This window comes from Algoriphagus yeomjeoni, from assembly GCF_049821175.1.
Lineage (GTDB): Bacteria > Bacteroidota > Bacteroidia > Cytophagales > Cyclobacteriaceae > Algoriphagus > Algoriphagus yeomjeoni_A.
This window is the reverse complement of sequence record NZ_CP187512.1, coordinates 2,508,226-2,524,643: the sequence shown is the minus strand read 5'-3', so window position 1 is coordinate 2,524,643 and position 16,418 is coordinate 2,508,226. Positions and strand designations below refer to the sequence as shown.

Sequence of the window (16,418 nt, the reverse complement as noted above, 5' to 3'; positions counted from 1 at the left end):
ATTTTTTCTGTTTATTTGATCAAAAATAGTAATTCTGGAATGCGCTGGTACGCTTTTTTGCTTTATCCTTTTGCTTTATTATACGACCTAGTCACTCGACTTCGAAATTGGTTTTTCGATATGGGCTGGCTAAAAAGTGTTCCTGCCCCAATGCCAACTGTAGTAGTTGGGAATTTGAGTGTAGGTGGGACTGGTAAAACTCCTATGGTAGAATACCTGATCAGAAAGCTTCAGGATCAGGGTAAAGTAGCAACTTTGAGTAGGGGGTATGGTCGAGAGACAAAAGGATTTCTTAAGGCTGGCGAACAAATTACTCCTCAGGATATTGGCGATGAGCCCTTTCAGATTTATCAAAAGTTTGGCAATAATATCTCGGTTTTTGTTGGGGAAGATCGAGTTAAAGCACTTGAGAAAATAGCTTCAGAAACCAAGGTTCCAGAATTGGTGATTTTAGATGATGCCTATCAACATCGCTATGTGAAAGGGGATTTGACTATTCTTTTGACTACCTATCAGCAGCCTTTTTTCTCTGATTATCTTTTGCCCATGGGACGATTGAGAGAGAGCAGGTCAGGTGCAAAAAGAGCAGATGTTATTATCGTCACAAAAAGTCCAGAAGAGCTTTCAGAGTCTGATAAGAGAAGGTTGATAGGTTCTGTTTCACCTTACAAAAGACAGGAAACTCCAGTACTTTTTTGCTCTATTTCATACGGTGAACCTAAACCATTATGTAATCCATCGCCTTTTTTCCAGAAAATCATCTTGCTAACTGGTTTGGCAAATGATCGGCCGCTTGTAGAATTTGTGAGGGAGAAATATGAGTTGTTGGAAGTGATGCGATATCCTGATCACCATGATTATTCTCAAGCTGATTTTGATAAAATTCAAGCCATGTTTAAGCAACTGGAATCCCAAAATCCCGTTGTACTTACGACTGAAAAAGATGCCGTGAAAGTTAAATCTAGTGCACCCAAAGGATTTCTGGAAGAAATTCCGATTTTTGTGCTACCCATAGAAATGAGTTTTTCAGCTGATGACGAGCTTACTTTGGTCCAACTAATCCAACAAAAAGTCTTCAAAAAAGGCAAAAGCTAAGTGAATATACGGATACTCGGTTTCATATTTTTCTTAATTGTAGGGAGTCTAACCTCCACTTTTGCGCAGGTGATTGCCCCTCCGACACGGAAAAACCCAAATCAGCAGAGAAGTGAAGAACGAGTCCTTCCTGTTGAAGAGGAGGAGACTGAAGGTAGGAGATCATTGCTGGATGATAGCACCAGGATGGTTTATGGACCTACGACCAGTTTGTACTTTTTTGAAAAAGATATCAAGAGAAACAACCTGATCCTATATCCTCTGGATACTGCCTTGAATAATTTTCATAATTATGATCCCGTTGCTAAAAGTAACTGGAAGTATCAGGATCTGGGAAATATTGGAAGTGCAGCCAAGCCGATTTTCTATGAGATTCCGGATGTTATAGGAACTAGGTCTGGGTTTTCGGTTTACGATTTATATTATCACGCCCCAGAAGACAATAAGTATTTCGATACGAAATCACCTTTTACGGAGATGTCTGCTTTTTTTGGAGGTGGTCAACGGAATATGCTTGATCTAGCTTTTGCCAGAAATATCAACCCAAGGTGGAACGTAGGGTTTAATTTTCATACCATTCGTGCTAGAAAGACGCTGAATCCCAATGCCCGTGACGATAATATGGTGGTACAGAACTCTTATTCTTTGCATACCAATTACCGGTCAGAAAATGGGAAATATTGGTTTCTAGGTAATTTTTCCAGAATGCTCCATAAAGTGAATGAGATCGGGGGCATCATTCCTCCAGAGGAGGATAGCACCTCGGTGTATTTCACTTATGAAGATGCGAAAGTATGGCTTAGCAACACCCAAGCGAGTGATCTGCGTCAAGAATATAGATTCTATCATGAATACAGTGTTCGTGATGAATTGCAGATTTATCACATTTTCGATCAGAAAAATAAGGACTTTACCTTAACTGCAGCATTAACTGGAAGTGATTCATTTTTTTACCCAAGCGAAAGATTAAATGCACAGAAAGATAGTACTCAAGAAGTCACCACAAGGAATTATAGCGACTTCAAGGAATGGGGTAATGAAGTAGGTTTTAAGGGTAGTTTCAAGGGCTTTTATTATAATGCTCACGGAAAATTCAGGGCAGGTAGAATGGAAAGCACTTTTTATCCTGATAAAAACAACTTCAATGAAGTTTATATTGGTGGGGAGCTGATTGGAAAGATATCAGAGAAGTGGTCTATCAGTGCGGATGGAGAATACTTGATTCCAGGTGCTTTTAGACTTCATGGTCTGTTTATTTCGCCATGGCTCGAAGTGGATTACACCAAGGCTGTTTACAAGCCTACCGCAATGCAGCAGATGTATTATGGAAATCACTATCAATGGGATAATGATTTCAACAACATAGGTGTAGATCAAGTCAGGGGTGTGTTCAAATTGGATTTTAATAAGATCAAACTTAGGCCCTCACTCACGATCAATCGAGTAAATAATTACGTTTTCTTCAATCAAGGCAGGGAAGCGGAGCAGGCTAGCGGAGAAGCTTTTATGTTGATCCCAGGGCTGAAGTCCAGCATTAGAGTTGGTCAGAAATTCCAATGGGATACTGAAGTTATTTTCACCCAGATCTCAGGTGAGTCCAGTGATAATTTTAGGATTCCTCAGCTCTATGCAAATACTAAATTCTATTTCGACAGCCCCATGTTTAATGAGAATGTTTATGTCCAGCTTGGGCTTGATATACGATACCATTCGGATTATTACGCAGAGGCATATAATCCTTCTACCCAGCAATTTTATCTGCAGAATGACTTCAATGTTTATGCTTATCCCATTGCCGATATTTTCCTTGATTTCCGAATCAATCGTACCCGGGTTTTGTTGAAATACAATCATTTGAATAGTGGATTGATGGAGAATGAAGGATATTTTGTTACACCAGATTACACTGGATATAAGTCTTTTATTGACCTAGGAATCACTTGGTATTTGTTCGATTGATGATGAGTTGGGAAGAAAGCACAAGACAGAAAATGCTGAATTTGAAACTACCGACTGATCCTAGATGGGTTGGCATAGCAGAAATGAATTTGCAGGATGTGCTCACCGACCATGCTTACTGTGAGCAAAAAGCGGCTTCTTCCTGCATCAGTTTGATATTGAGATTTAATGATTTAGATGAATTGGTTGACACGTTAACTCCAATCGTCGCTGAAGAATGGGGGCATTTTGAGCGCGTTTTGGAGCAAATCCGATCTAGAGGATTGAAGTTTGGATTTCCTAGAAAAGACGAATACGTAGTTCAGCTTACCGATTTTGTCAAAAAAGGCGGAAGTAGAATACAGCAGCTTACTGAACAATTATTGATGAACGCCTTAATTGAAGCAAGGAGTTGTGAACGATTTAAGCTGCTCTCTAATAACCTGACAGACCCAGAATTAAAGAAATTTTACTATGAATTGATGGTATCTGAGGCGGGACATTATGTCACATTCATCGAGTTGGCCAGAAAATATGATGCCCCAGAAAAGGTGAACAAACGATGGAATGAATGGCTTGATTTCGAGGCAGATGTGATCAAAAATCTTGAGGTACGTGGCGACCGGATTCATTGAGTAACTCTTAAATTTTCTAGTCAAATAGTCATTTCCCCCGTATTTAATTATTATTGACTTATCGAGTCGCAATTGCCATAAAAATCCGTTCTATTACGAACATACTATGAATCTGATCGAAAACGTACGAGAAGCTGTACGATCCATAAAAGTAAATTTATTACGAACTGTACTCACAGGAGCTATCATTGCAATCGGCATTTCATCTTTGGTGGGTATGCTAACTGCCATTGATGGAATTAAGGCTCAAATCGCTGAAAGCTTCTCTGGTCTTGGAGCTAACTCATTCGATGTTAGAAATAAAGGATTCAGTGGAGGAAGGGCGATACAAGACGGTAAAATAGAGAAAAGATATCCAAACCTCACCTATCGAGAAGTGATGAGCTTCAAAGAGAAATATAATGAAATAGGTATTTCCAGCGTGTTTGTATCTGTGAGTGGATCAGCTGAAGTCAAGAGAGGTTCTAAAACTACTAACCCAAATGTCCGAATTCGCGGGGGTGATGAGAATTATTTGAGTATTAAGGCGATGAAGTTAGAGGATGGCAGGAATTTCACCAGCTTGGAGGCACAGAATGGATACAATATTTGCATTATAGGCAAGGAACTGAAATCTACCCTTTTCGAAGAAAATGAAGATCCGCTTAATCAAAAAATAACTTTTCTAGGTAGACCTTATACCATAGTTGGTGTACTTGAAAAACAAGGAGGAGTTGGTCCAGATCAAGGTGCAGATAGGCAAATCCTTATCCCGATTGAAAATGCTAGTCGTCTTGATCAACGAGGGAATTTCAACTACAACGTTACTGGCGTAGCCTCTGGTCCAGAACGAATTGACTATGAAATGGGACAGGCTATCGGGATGATGAGAGAGATCCGACAAGATCGAGTAACTCAGGATAATTCTTTTGAATTGGCAAAAAGTGAGTCAGTTGCAGAAAGTTTGGAGGAGGTTGCAGGCTATTTGAGAATGGGCGGATTTGGGATTGGGTTTATTACTTTACTTGGAGCATCTATAGGATTGATGAATATCATGCTCGTGTCCGTAACGGAGCGGACAAGGGAGATCGGCATTCGAAAAGCACTCGGAGCCACTCCACTAAGAATCAGACAACAATTTCTCTTGGAAGCAATCATGATCTGTATCTTAGGCGGAGCCATGGGAGTTCTGTTGGGGATAGCTATCGGAAATATTATTGCCTTGGTTATTGGAGTAGGAGGATTTTTAATTCCTTGGTTGTGGATGATGGTAGCCTTCGTGATTTGTATAGTTGTAGGATTGATGTCTGGATATTTTCCAGCATTCAAAGCTTCCAAATTAGACCCTATAGAATCGTTGAGGTACGAATAGAAAATACCTCTAATAGATGTAGAAAGGTCCCTCAATTATCGAATTGAAGGACCTTTTTTGGTAAATAGTCTGTATTAAAGTAGACCTCATTGAGGTGAAAGAATATGGCATGTTTTACTAAAAAGACTGGCTTTTAAAACTAATCTTTTTAAAAAAAAACTATGCTTATGTAATCTACTTGTTTAAATACTGATTTTGGGAAGTGGCATTTCGGCATTTTTTATGTACTACTTAGAGTAGAATGTTGATTTACGGTCATTTGGTAAAGCTAAAAATTGAGTTGCTGAATACCTAAAATCCATAGTATCTAACCATAAACTCAAGGTAAAATGACTAAGAACCATGGTCCAAGCATCAAAAATGATGAACAATACGAAGCTCTACGAGAAGAAGGAATGAGTAAAAGCAAGGCTGCCAGAATAGCAAACGACCCCAATTCGGGTAAAAAAGGTGGCAAAGCTGAAAAATATGAGGATAGGACAAAGAGTGACCTATATGCCAAAGCTCAAGAAATTGGGATTGAAGGAAGAAGCAAGATGAGTAAAAAGGAATTGATCTCAGCCCTGCGAAACTCATGATCTAGCATTTCATTTCGAATCTTTTTAGATTAAAGAATACATTCGATTTAGAACAAATCACCTATGAATTCCAATAAAGTCCTGCAGATTTTAACATTCCTAATTATAGGAACCTACTTTTTGATATTGGGAATCATTGAGGCTGCTGGATTTTTTAAGCCGATTTCAATTGCACTACTTTTGACTTTGATTTGTATTCCTATTTGCCGGAAATTTGAATCTTGGGGTTTATCCAGAGGGATCTCAGCGCTAATAAGTGTTTTATCTAGTTTTGCAGTTTTTATTTCTTTTTTTGTCATTATTTCTGCCCAGATATCAAATATTTCTGGGCGTTGGCCAGAGATTAAAAATCAACTTCGGCCTAAAGTTGAAGACATCCAAGTCAGTTTAAATGAAAAGACCGGTATAAATCTAAAACAGCAGGTTGAAATGCTTTTTCCTTCTGTAGATTCAGGTCGGACTGAGGCTGAGGATTCATTAGATGCAACAAATTCCTCATCACAAAAATCTTCAAACGCTTCATCTCAAGGTAAAATCGTAACACAAGCTGCGAAGGAAATAGGTGTTATTGTTAAAAATCTCTTCTCGTTTCTAGGCAGTGCTGCACTAACATTAATCTATCTTTTTTTCTTTTTGCTCTATAGGAATAAAGTGAAGCGCAGTATTCTAAAGTTTATTGATAAAGAAAATCAGGAAGAAGCAAAAAAGGTGATGGGAAATTCCATTGAATTGGCTTTGGACTTTGTGGTTGGAAGATTCATCTTAATTGTTTTTTTAGCCATCATTTATAGCATAGGATTATCCATCTCAGGAATTGAAAATGCTTTATTAATTAGTGTTATAGCTGCCTTGCTCTCACTAATCCCATTTATTGGAAACATAATTGGATTTGTGTTAGCCATGATTATGAGTGTGATTTCAGGTGCTGATCTGTGGGGGTTTGTTGGGGTTTCGGTGACATTTGCAATAGCTCAGTTTATAGAAAGCTATATTCTAGAGCCCTATGTGGTAGGTAGCAAAGTGGAGATCAATCCACTAGTTACCATTATTGTTGTGATTCTTGGAGGCTCCATTTGGGGCATTGTAGGAATGATATTGAGTATTCCCTTCGCTGGAATCGCTAAGATAATTTTTGATGCTACCCCAATGCTGAATTCCTGGGGCTATGCTCTTGGCGATGAAGATATCGCGGAGAAAAACGAGCAAAACTTTCTCAATAAATGGGGTGAAAAACTTTGGAATAAGATTGCTAAAAAGTGATAGTCATGATCTTTTCATGGCCACATGATAGATTGATTTAGGTTTTTCCCAGTTTTGAAGGAGCCTAAATGACTCACAATGGGTATTTTTCTTCACAGCAAATAAGTTGACTTATTTGTTTTTCCCATTACGACTATGGGTTCAAGCTTTGATATAAGCCTTCAAAAGCTGGTTGTTGAAAAAAATCATCTTTCTTATGAGCAAGGCATCTATGTTGCTTTTAAAAAAGGTGAACATAAACGATGATATTATGAACAATCCAGAAAAAGATCAAAACTCTAAAAATAAAACTAATAAAGAACTTGTGGAAGATGCTAAAATCACAAAAGAGGACTTGGAAGCTTTAGGGCCAAAAGATGCTAATTTAAGTGACGATGGTGGCGCTGATGAGCAACTGATTGAGCGAAAGAAAAAAGTTGACTTTACAGGAGATGACCTAGATGTTCCCGGAAGTGAATTGGACGATGCTCAGGAGAGAATTGGCTCAGAGGATGAGGAGAATAATTTGTACAGCAATGTTGATAAAGATAAAAATAGGAGCTAAGCCTGAGATGTATTTCATCTAATCATAGACTCGACCCACTTCACTTATTTTTTAAGATGATTGTCTAAATCTATTCCTCCATCGGTGGGGGATAATCGTGCTAGACAATTTACATTCTCAAATATATTTTTTGGTCTTTTATCTTTAAAGGGAACTTCGTAAAGTTTTTAGTTAAAGTCTCTGTGGAATTCGATAGATTTCAATCTTGAAATGAATTTCGAAACAGGCTTAGCGGCCTTTTGACGCAAATTTTACACATAGATGAAATCAAATCAGTTTGATGCAATAGTGGTAGGTTCAGGTATCAGTGGGGGATGGGCGGCGAAGGAGCTTTGTGAAAAAGGTCTGAAAACCTTAGTCTTGGAGCGGGGTAGGGATGTGAAACATCTGAAAGATTATCCGACCATGACTGCTGCACCTTGGGAGATGCCTCATCGCAATAGAATTCCTCTAGCCGATAAATTAGAGAATCCTGTGGTCAATCGCTGCTATGCTTATAAAGAGGATACAGCGCATTTTTTTGTAAAAGATTCTGAGCATCCTTACATACAGGATAAGCCATTTGACTGGGTAAGAGGGTATCAAGTTGGTGGAAAGTCCCTGATTTGGGCACGTCAAACTCAGCGGTGGAGTAAATATGATTTCGAAGGACCAGGTCGGGATGGCTTTGCGGTGGATTGGCCGATTCGGTATGAAGATGTAGCACCTTGGTACAGTTATGTGGAGAGATTTGTTGGGATAAGCGGAAGTTATGAGGGGTTGGACACTTTGCCAGATGGAGAGTTTTTGAAAGCATGGGAAATGAACTGTGTGGAAAAGGAAATCCAGAAACGTATTAAAGCTTCATACAATGACCGAGATGTAATCATAGGTCGGTGCGCGCATCTCACCGAACCCAAGGACGTCCATCTCGCCCAAGGTCGTGGCCAATGTATGGCCAGAAATCAATGCTACAGAGGATGTCCTTTTGGAGGGTATTTTAGTTCGAATTCATCTACTTTGCCAACTGCCGCAAAGACTGGAAATTTGACGGTTCGACCGGATTCGGTGGTTCATTCACTTATTTACGATGATCAAAAAGGTAAGGTCACTGGAGTGCGAATCGTCGATCGAACTACAAAGGAATCGTTAGAATATTTTGCAGATGTTATTTTTCTAAATGCTTCTGCGCTTAATACTAATTTGATTTTGCTGAATAGTATCTCAAAGCGCTTTCCAAATGGTCTGGGAAATGACTCTGGAATCTTAGGGAAATACGTTGCTTTTCATAATTACCGTGGATCAATCAATGCCAATTACGAGGGTTTCATGGACGAATATTATTTTGGTAGAAGACCAACCGCAGTGATGATGCCCAATTTTAGAAATGTCAAAAAGCAGGAAATGGACTTCATGCGGGGATATATGACTTTTTATACAGCTGGAAGGGCAGGTTTTGGATATGCTGATGTTCCTTTTGGTCAAGATTTTAAGGAAGCAAACTCAACTCCCGGACCTTGGTCGGTTTACATGATGATGCAAGGAGAAACCATCCCTAAAGAGTCAAATCACGTAACTCTTAGCCCGGATCAAAAAGACGAATGGGGGATTCCTTTGCTTCAGATTAGTGTAGACTACGATGAAAATGATGAGAAAATCCTAACGGACTTTTATGAGCAGGGGGAGGAGATGCTTACCAAAGCTGGGTGCATAAATATTCGTAGAGGCGATAGCAAGCAATCTCCTGGCTTGGATATTCATGAAATGGGTGGTGTAAGAATGGGTAGAGATCCTGAGACTTCCTTGCTCAATGGCTTTAATCAGATGCATTTGGCTCCAAATGTTTTTGTTACCGATGGAGCTTGCATGACTTCTACCGGAACTCAAAATCCATCGATCACCTACATGGCTTTGACTGCCAGAGCTGTCGATTATGCAGTGAAAGAGATGAAAAAGGGTAATATTTCTTAACTATCTCTCACGATTTTAGCGATCGTTCAATCCTATTCCTGCGAGAATCTTTGGTGCAAACTTTTCTATTCTAGATTCTCGGGTATTGGATTGCTTAGGTGCTGAGAAATATAAGATATAACCTCGCTGTCTCCCGGGAGTCAGTGCTTCAAAAGCTGATTTGAATGCAGGATCATTCTCAAGCTTTGTTTTCAACTCTTCTGGAATAGGCTCAGGATTTTTTTTGAACTCAACCACTAATCCTTCTTTTTCTATTTCTATTGCTTCAAAAATGTATGCTTTTATAACAGACTTTAGCTCTTTGATTTTTTTTACATCCGTAAACTTAATCAATCGTCCCGCCTGCGTGTTCTCTCCCGGTTTTACAAGGATTTTGTGTTCATCACTTAGCAGTGCGCCTTTGAAAAAACTAATTGAGCAATACTCATTAAAAGCTGCCAAGATGAGCACGTTTTTTTTCTGAAAGGTATACGTAGGAACTCCCCATTTCGCTTCCTCATTCAGACCAGAGTCAAGAATTAATTTTCTTAGAAGGGACAGTTCTTCAGTCCAACTATGGACTTTACACTGTGGAGTGCCACCTAATTGACAACGACCACAGCCTTCTGAAAAGTATGCTTCCGCGGAGGTGTTCATATTTTCTCTAATACAACCACCGTTCTATTTGGTACATAGAGTTGTAGACTATCGTACTTGTCAGTTGGGTAGTTTATATTTTGATCCAGACGCTGGAAACCGGCGAACTCTTTTTCATCTGAATTGAGTAGAATCTTGTAAGTACCTGCATTTTTCACATGAATAGGCAAACCAAAAAAAGATTCGGTAGGATGGAAAGAGAACACGAATATCAAACCAGCTCTTTCATAGGCTAAAATCTTTTTGTCTGGGTCTAGGTAGAGTTGAACAGCGGGGGCTGAGGCTAGAAGCTGATAGTCAGTAGCGAGCTTAATGATGGACTTATCCCAAGCGTCAAGCTGCCCATATCGCAATAATGGATCGTCCACCAGGGACCATTGTCTTCGTGCGTGCTGATGGCTCCAGTTATTCCCTTCTCGTGGAAAATCAACCCAGTCCGGATGTCCAAACTCATTTCCTATGAAATTCAAATATCCTTCCCCACCTAGCGTAAGTGTAATTAGTCGTATGAGTTTGTGCAGGGCAATCCCTCGATCAACCACTAAGTTTTGCTGAAGTTGAGACATGGAGAAATACATATCTTCCTTCATCAATCTGAAGGCAAGTGTTTGGTCTCCGACAAGGGCTTGGTCGTGACTTTCAGCGTAGCCAATGGATCGTTCTGCAGAAGGACGATTGGTCAGTTGGTGCCAAAGCTCAAACATATCCCATTCCTCGTCTTGCTTGTGCTTCAGCGTCTTAATCCAAAAATCAGGAACTCCCATAGCCATTCGGAAATCAAATCCAATTCCTCCATCAGCAATCGGACGGGCTAGTCCAGGCATTCCACTCATATCTTCCGCAATGGAAATATTCTGAGGATTTAGACTATGAATCAAAGTATTTGCTAGCTGCAAATAAAGAATCGCGTCCTCATCTACATTAGCATCGAAATATAGATCTACGGAATCAAAGTCCATGAATAATCCATGGTGATGATACATAATTGAGGTTACCCCATCGAATCGAAACCCATCAAAATGGAATTCCTCTAGCCAGTAGCGGATGTTCGAAAGTAAAAACTGCTGCACTTCCCGTTTGGCGTAATCAAATACTTTGGAATCCCAGGCTTCGTGGTAGCCTTTGTCTCCGGGATGAAAATACTGATGATCACTCCCGTCAAATTCATTCAATCCTTCATTGACATTTTTGATCGCATGTGAATGCACGATATCCATCACAACTGCAATCCCCATTTCGTGGGCCTTATTTACCAGGGACTTGAGCTCCTCAGGCGTACCAAACCTGGAAGTGGGAGCAAAAAAGTTAGAGACATGATAGCCAAAGGATCCATAGTAAGGGTGCTCCATTATTGCCATTAACTGAATGGTATTGTAGCCAGCAGCTTTGATTCTAGGAAGGGTAAATTCCTCAAATTCTTGGTAAGTCCCTACTCCTAATTTCTCCTGAGCCATTCCAACATGGCATTCGTAGATCAAAGGCTGTTGAAGACTGTTTTTAGTAGTAAAAGAAGTATCAGTCCAGTTGAAATCCTCTGCAAACCAAAGCTGGCCAGCCACATCATGAGTTATTTCGTCCTGAATTACACGTCGTATATAGGCGGGGATCCTGTCTAAGGCACCATTTTCAGCGATGACATGAACTTTAACTTTGCTTTTATGTGTGAATAAATCCTTGTACTGTTCATAGGGAAGGAAAATCTCCCAATCTCCACGACCACTTTTTTTCATGGGATGGGAAGCTCGGTCCCAATCATTGAAATCGCCGAAAAAATAAAGTTGTCTGGCAGCAGGAGCCCACTCTCGGTATACCCATCCTTTCCTCCATGCTTCGAAATGTATCCCGTAAAATTTGTGCACTGAGGCATATTCAAGAATATTCCCACTGAAGTCATTGATTTCTCGGATTGCGTCCTTATATCGATCAAATCTCCGCTGAATTTGCGGTTCGTATTGCGTAAGCCAAGGTTCTTCTCTAACTAAGGCGATTTTATGTGAATCTTCCACTGCTATTATTTTTGCTGATTTGAATTTAGAAAAATGTGGGAGTAATTGCGCATCAGATTTAGGATTCCCTTTCGATTCTTTCATCTAAAAAAGCAAAAGCGGTATAGAAATATTACTTTCTGTACCGCTTTGAATTGCTGAGAAAAGAAGTTTATCTCATTTGTCATTTACACAATATCTGTTTTCCTCGGGTCTGGACCATATTCATTTGGCCCATCTTGCCCTTTTTTTGCTGCTAGCCAAATAAAGCCAATAAAATTTATTGGGGGTGGAATTAATAAGTAAAAAGCATACTTCCAATCCAATCCTATATCATGTAGTCTTTTGATTGCTTGAATTAACAATACCGCTATTGATGCAATCAGTGCTACACCGGCTCCATAGAAAACAGCCCATGACTCGGATTGGAAACTGTCCCAAATGATCATTAGGCACAGGATATTAATAAAATAGAAAATGATAAACATCACCAAATACAGTCTTCTGGTGATTCTTCCGTCTGGTTTAAATAAGGAGTTCATACTAAACTAACGAGCTTCAGAAAAAGTTGTTTAGGAGTTAAGAATAAAATTAAATTTGGCATTAGTGCTTTTCATATACCAATTCAGGTTCGAGTACCTCTACATTTCCTTTTTCATTGATCTGATCTAAGGTAACCAGCTTCAATTCGTTGATCAGCATTGGGTCATATTTTGCAGCTACGCGAATGTAGTTTTCTGTGAAGCCATGGATCTTTCCATCTTCTATATCTTCTTCGAAAAGTACCGTGAATGTTTTGCCTAAATTCTCAGTATAGAATTTTCTTCTCTTTTTCTCGGAAAGAATACGAAGCATTTTTGAGCGTTCATTTCTCTTTTTCATAGGTACTACTTCATCCATTTCTGCTGCTCTAGTATTAGCACGCTCAGAATAGGTGAATACATGTAGGTAAGAAATGTCTAATTCATTCAGGAAATTATAAGTTTCGAGAAAAAGCTCATCTGTCTCACCTGGAAAACCAACGATCACGTCTACGCCAATGCACGCATGAGGCATTAGTGTCTTGATTTTGGTCACACGATCCACATATAATTCGCGCAGGTATCTTCTACCCATTTTTCTCAAAATGGTATTTGAGCCAGATTGAAGTGGTACGTGGAAATGTGGAACAAATCTTTTGGATTGTGCTGCGAAACTGATGATCTCGTTGGTCAGTAAATTTGGCTCAATAGAAGAAATGCGTAGGCGATTAATTCCTTCTACATCATCAAGTGCATAGACAAGATCTGCAAAGCGTTCATTACGTTTGCCATCTACGATTCCGAAGTCGCCGATATTTACGCCGGTAAGGACTATTTCTTTGACGTCAGTTGCAGCGATTTCGCGGGCTGACTGAAGTACGCTTTCTATGGTGTTGCTTCTACTTTTGCCTCGGGCAAGAGGAATCGTACAAAAAGCACATCCGTAATTACATCCGTCTTGGACTTTCAGGAAAGTTCTGGTGCGGTCATTTATAGAGTAGGCATTATTAAAGACTGTGGCTTCCTGGATTTCGGAAGCGAGAATTTTGGTATCCTGTGCTTTCGCAAAATCATCCAATAATTCGATCAAGCGAAATTTCTCTGCTGCGCCAAGAACAGCGTCCACTCCTTTGATTTCAGAAATTTCCTTTGGTTTAAGCTGAGCGTAACAACCTATTATAGTGACATAGGAGTTTGGGGAGATCTTCTTTGCCTCTTTTACGATCTTTTTACACTTCTTATCTGCATTTTCGGTGACTGAGCAGGTGTTGATAATGAAAATGTCGGGATTTTCCTGGAAATCGACTTTCAGATACCCTTTTTCTTCAAATTGGCGACTGATAGTGGAGGTTTCCGAGAAATTTAGCTTACATCCTAGTGTATAAAAGGCTACTTTTTTCACAATTACGCTTCTGACAATGAGATTGCAAAGGTAATTAATCTTCTCTTGTTTTCAATTCTCCAATTTTTTGAGGCAATTCACAGTATTTAACCGAAAATGGTGTCTTTTACTCATGTTTTATTGAAAAAAATGTAATTTTTTCGAAAAATGAGGTCAAAAATCAGTCAAAAGAGATTTCATATACATATTTTTCTATTTTTGTGTGTATAATTTTAAACCACATATTGTAGAAATGGCAACACTCAGACAACAAGCCTTAGGAATGGTGCAGACTAGACAGCGAGTAGCTGTAAAGGCCCCATCAAACAAAATTTCGGACTTTTTTGGTACCAATACCTTTGGGACCGCTCAAATGAAAGTGTCTTTGGCACCTTCAGCTTATAAAAGGGTAATGGAAGCCATCGACAAAGGAACCAAGATTGACGCTGCCACGGCAGAAGAAGTGGCATCCGCTGTAAAAACTTGGGCCTTATCCAAAGGTGTAACACATTATACTCACTGGTTTCAGCCATTAACTGGTTCGACCGCAGAAAAGCATGATTCCTTTTTCGATGCCCTAGGAGGACTTGAAAAATTCAAAGGATCCGCACTAGTTCAGCAAGAGCCAGATGCATCTTCTTTTCCTAATGGTGGTATACGCTCTACTTTTGAAGCTAGGGGATATACAGCGTGGGATCCTACTTCTCCGATTTTTATCTTCGAAAACACACTTTGTATCCCAACAATCTTTGTGTCTTACACAGGTGAGGCTTTGGATTACAAAACACCTTTATTGAAATCTATCGAAGCGATCAATGAAGCAGCAGTAGCTATTTGCCAACTGTTTGATAGAAATGTGAGAAAAGTACAGCCTTCTTTGGGTGTTGAGCAGGAATATTTTGTCATCGACAAAGCGCTTTTTGCTGCAAGACCAGATTTGGTAATGGGTGGTAGAACTGTTTTCGGTCATAGCCCGGCTAGAGGTCAGCAATTGGATGATCATTATTTTGGTTCTATCCCTACAAGAGTTAAGGATTTCATGGTGGATTTCGAAAACGAGGCACTTAAACTTGGAATTCCTGTAATGACAAGACATAATGAAGTTGCTCCGGGTCAATTCGAAGTTGCTCCATTATTTGAGGAAATAAATAAGGCTACAGATCACAACCAATTGTTAATGGATGTGATGGAGAAAGTGGCCGAGAGACATGACTTGAAAGTCCTTCTTCATGAGAAACCATTTGCAGGAGTAAATGGTAGTGGTAAGCATAACAACTGGTCATTAATTACAGATACTGGAGTAAATCTTTTCCAGCCAAGCAACTCAGCAAGAGAAAACCTTCAGTTCTTGACTTTCCTAGTAGCGACTATTAAAGCGGTATATGATCACTCTGATCTATTGAGAGCTAGTATCGCTTCTGCAGGCAACGACCACAGACTAGGCGCTAACGAAGCTCCTCCTGCTATTATTTCTGTATTCTTAGGTGCAACCCTTACAGAAGTTTTGAATGAGCTTGAGAAAAACGGTAATATCAAGATCGAGAAGGGTGATAACATGTACATGAAATTAGGTATCTCTAAGATTCCTGAAATTATCCTTGACAATACTGATAGAAATAGAACTTCTCCTTTTGCATTTACTGGTAATAAGTTCGAATTCCGTGCGGTAGGTTCTCAGGCGAATGTGGCTGGACCAATGACTGTGCTGAATGTAATCGTGGCAGATGTATTGGCAGATATGGCTAAAGACATCGAGAAGGAGATGACTGCCGGTAAGGAAAAGAAAATTGCGATTGTTAATGTATTGAGAAAATACATCAAGGATAGCAAGAAAGTAAGATTTGAAGGTGATGGCTATTCTGATGAGTGGGCTGCTGAAGCGAAGAAAAGAGGCTTGTCTAACTTGAAATCTACTCCGTTGGCTTTGGATGTATATGCCGCTAAAGCAACAAAGGAGCTTTTCGAAAGACATAATGTAATGAATGGTATTGAAGTTCATGCCCGTCATGAGATCATGCTAGAGAACTTTATGAAGAAGATTCAGATTGAAGGGCGTGTGATGGGAGATTTGGCATTGAATCACATTATTCCAACTGCTATTCTATACCAGAATAAAATCATCCAAAACGCTAATGGTTTGAAAGGCCTTGGGTTGGATCACACTGCTGCAGTAGAGACAATCAAAGAAGTGTCTAAGCATATAGAATCTTTGAAATCTAACATCACTGCTATGGTAGAGGCGCGCAAGAAACTGAACAAAGAGACGGATATCGTAAAAATGGCAAAAGGCTACCAGACCGACGTAAAAGAAGCTTACTTCGACAAGATTAGATACGCTGTAGATAAATTGGAGCTATTGGTTGACGATGAGTCATGGCCACTAGTGAAGTATAGAGAAATGCTTTTTCTTAGATAAGCTTTACTTTCAATATTAATCAAAGCCGCCCCGAGAGGGGCGGCTTTTTTTGTTTTTACTCAGATTTATAACTTTTTTAAACAAGCCCCTCCCTCTATTTAGGACATTTTTAAATAATTAAGAGTGTA

At 39.6% G+C, this 16,418-nt stretch carries 13 protein-coding genes; 9 read left to right on the top strand and 4 right to left on the bottom strand.

Going from position 1 to position 16,418, the window contains the following annotated elements; genetic code table 11:
• Positions 1 to 39 precede the first annotated feature (39 nt).
• The 8 genes from lpxK (at position 40) to ACPUEN_RS09940 (ending at position 9,351) form a co-directional block, all read left to right on the top strand.
• A complete protein-coding gene (gene lpxK, locus ACPUEN_RS09975) occupies positions 40 to 1,095 on the top strand; it encodes a tetraacyldisaccharide 4'-kinase (protein WP_425635742.1) in 1,056 nt (351 codons plus the stop codon).
• Positions 1,096 to 3,054 (top strand): putative porin, encoded by a 1,959-nt coding sequence (locus tag ACPUEN_RS09970; protein WP_425635741.1) that lies wholly within the window; start codon positions 1,096 to 1,098, stop codon positions 3,052 to 3,054.
• Positions 3,055 to 3,056: 2 nt separating this feature from the next.
• Positions 3,057 to 3,668, top strand: a complete 612-nt coding sequence (locus ACPUEN_RS09965; RefSeq protein WP_425640179.1) for a tRNA-(ms[2]io[6]A)-hydroxylase — start codon at positions 3,057 to 3,059, stop codon at positions 3,666 to 3,668.
• Positions 3,669 to 3,774: 106 nt separating this feature from the next.
• Positions 3,775 to 5,019: an ABC transporter permease gene (locus ACPUEN_RS09960; protein WP_425635740.1), complete on the top strand. Its 1,245-nt coding sequence runs from the start codon at positions 3,775 to 3,777 to the stop codon at positions 5,017 to 5,019.
• 329 nt (positions 5,020 to 5,348) lie between these two features.
• Positions 5,349 to 5,597, top strand: a complete 249-nt coding sequence (locus ACPUEN_RS09955; RefSeq protein WP_111612243.1) for a DUF7218 family protein — start codon at positions 5,349 to 5,351, stop codon at positions 5,595 to 5,597.
• A 63-nt stretch (positions 5,598 to 5,660) separates the two neighbouring features.
• Complete coding sequence (locus tag ACPUEN_RS09950; protein ID WP_425635739.1) at positions 5,661 to 6,857, top strand: AI-2E family transporter; 1,197 nt, start codon at positions 5,661 to 5,663, stop codon at positions 6,855 to 6,857.
• A 196-nt stretch (positions 6,858 to 7,053) separates the two neighbouring features.
• On the top strand, positions 7,054 to 7,401 hold the full coding sequence (locus tag ACPUEN_RS09945) for a hypothetical protein (protein ID WP_425635738.1): 348 nt from the start codon (positions 7,054 to 7,056) through the stop codon (positions 7,399 to 7,401).
• A gap of 261 nt (positions 7,402 to 7,662) precedes the next feature.
• Positions 7,663 to 9,351: a GMC oxidoreductase gene (locus tag ACPUEN_RS09940; RefSeq protein ID WP_425635737.1), complete on the top strand. Its 1,689-nt coding sequence runs from the start codon at positions 7,663 to 7,665 to the stop codon at positions 9,349 to 9,351.
• 15 nt (positions 9,352 to 9,366) lie between these two features.
• Here ACPUEN_RS09940 and ACPUEN_RS09935 read toward each other — a convergent pair whose 3' ends face one another.
• From ACPUEN_RS09935 to mtaB, 4 genes are all read right to left on the bottom strand, one after another.
• Positions 9,367 to 9,987, bottom strand: coding sequence for a YdeI/OmpD-associated family protein (locus ACPUEN_RS09935; RefSeq protein ID WP_425635736.1), 621 nt, complete (start codon positions 9,985 to 9,987; stop codon positions 9,367 to 9,369).
• Entirely contained in the window at positions 9,984 to 11,993 is a 2,010-nt protein-coding gene (locus ACPUEN_RS09930; protein WP_425640177.1) for an alpha amylase C-terminal domain-containing protein, read from the bottom strand. The genes ACPUEN_RS09935 and ACPUEN_RS09930 overlap by 4 nt, the downstream gene beginning before the upstream one ends.
• A gap of 167 nt (positions 11,994 to 12,160) precedes the next feature.
• Positions 12,161 to 12,514 carry a DUF805 domain-containing protein gene (locus ACPUEN_RS09925; protein ID WP_425635735.1) on the bottom strand — a complete coding sequence of 118 codons (354 nt, stop codon included), beginning with the start codon at positions 12,512 to 12,514 and terminating at the stop codon, positions 12,161 to 12,163.
• 61 nt (positions 12,515 to 12,575) lie between these two features.
• Positions 12,576 to 13,895, bottom strand: a complete 1,320-nt coding sequence (gene mtaB / locus ACPUEN_RS09920) for a tRNA (N(6)-L-threonylcarbamoyladenosine(37)-C(2))-methylthiotransferase MtaB (protein ID WP_425635734.1) — start codon at positions 13,893 to 13,895, stop codon at positions 12,576 to 12,578.
• Positions 13,896 to 14,127: 232 nt separating this feature from the next.
• Between mtaB and ACPUEN_RS09915 the strand changes: the two genes are divergently transcribed.
• Positions 14,128 to 16,290: a glutamine synthetase III gene (locus ACPUEN_RS09915; protein WP_425635733.1), complete on the top strand. Its 2,163-nt coding sequence runs from the start codon at positions 14,128 to 14,130 to the stop codon at positions 16,288 to 16,290.
• Positions 16,291 to 16,418: the final 128 nt, after the last annotated feature.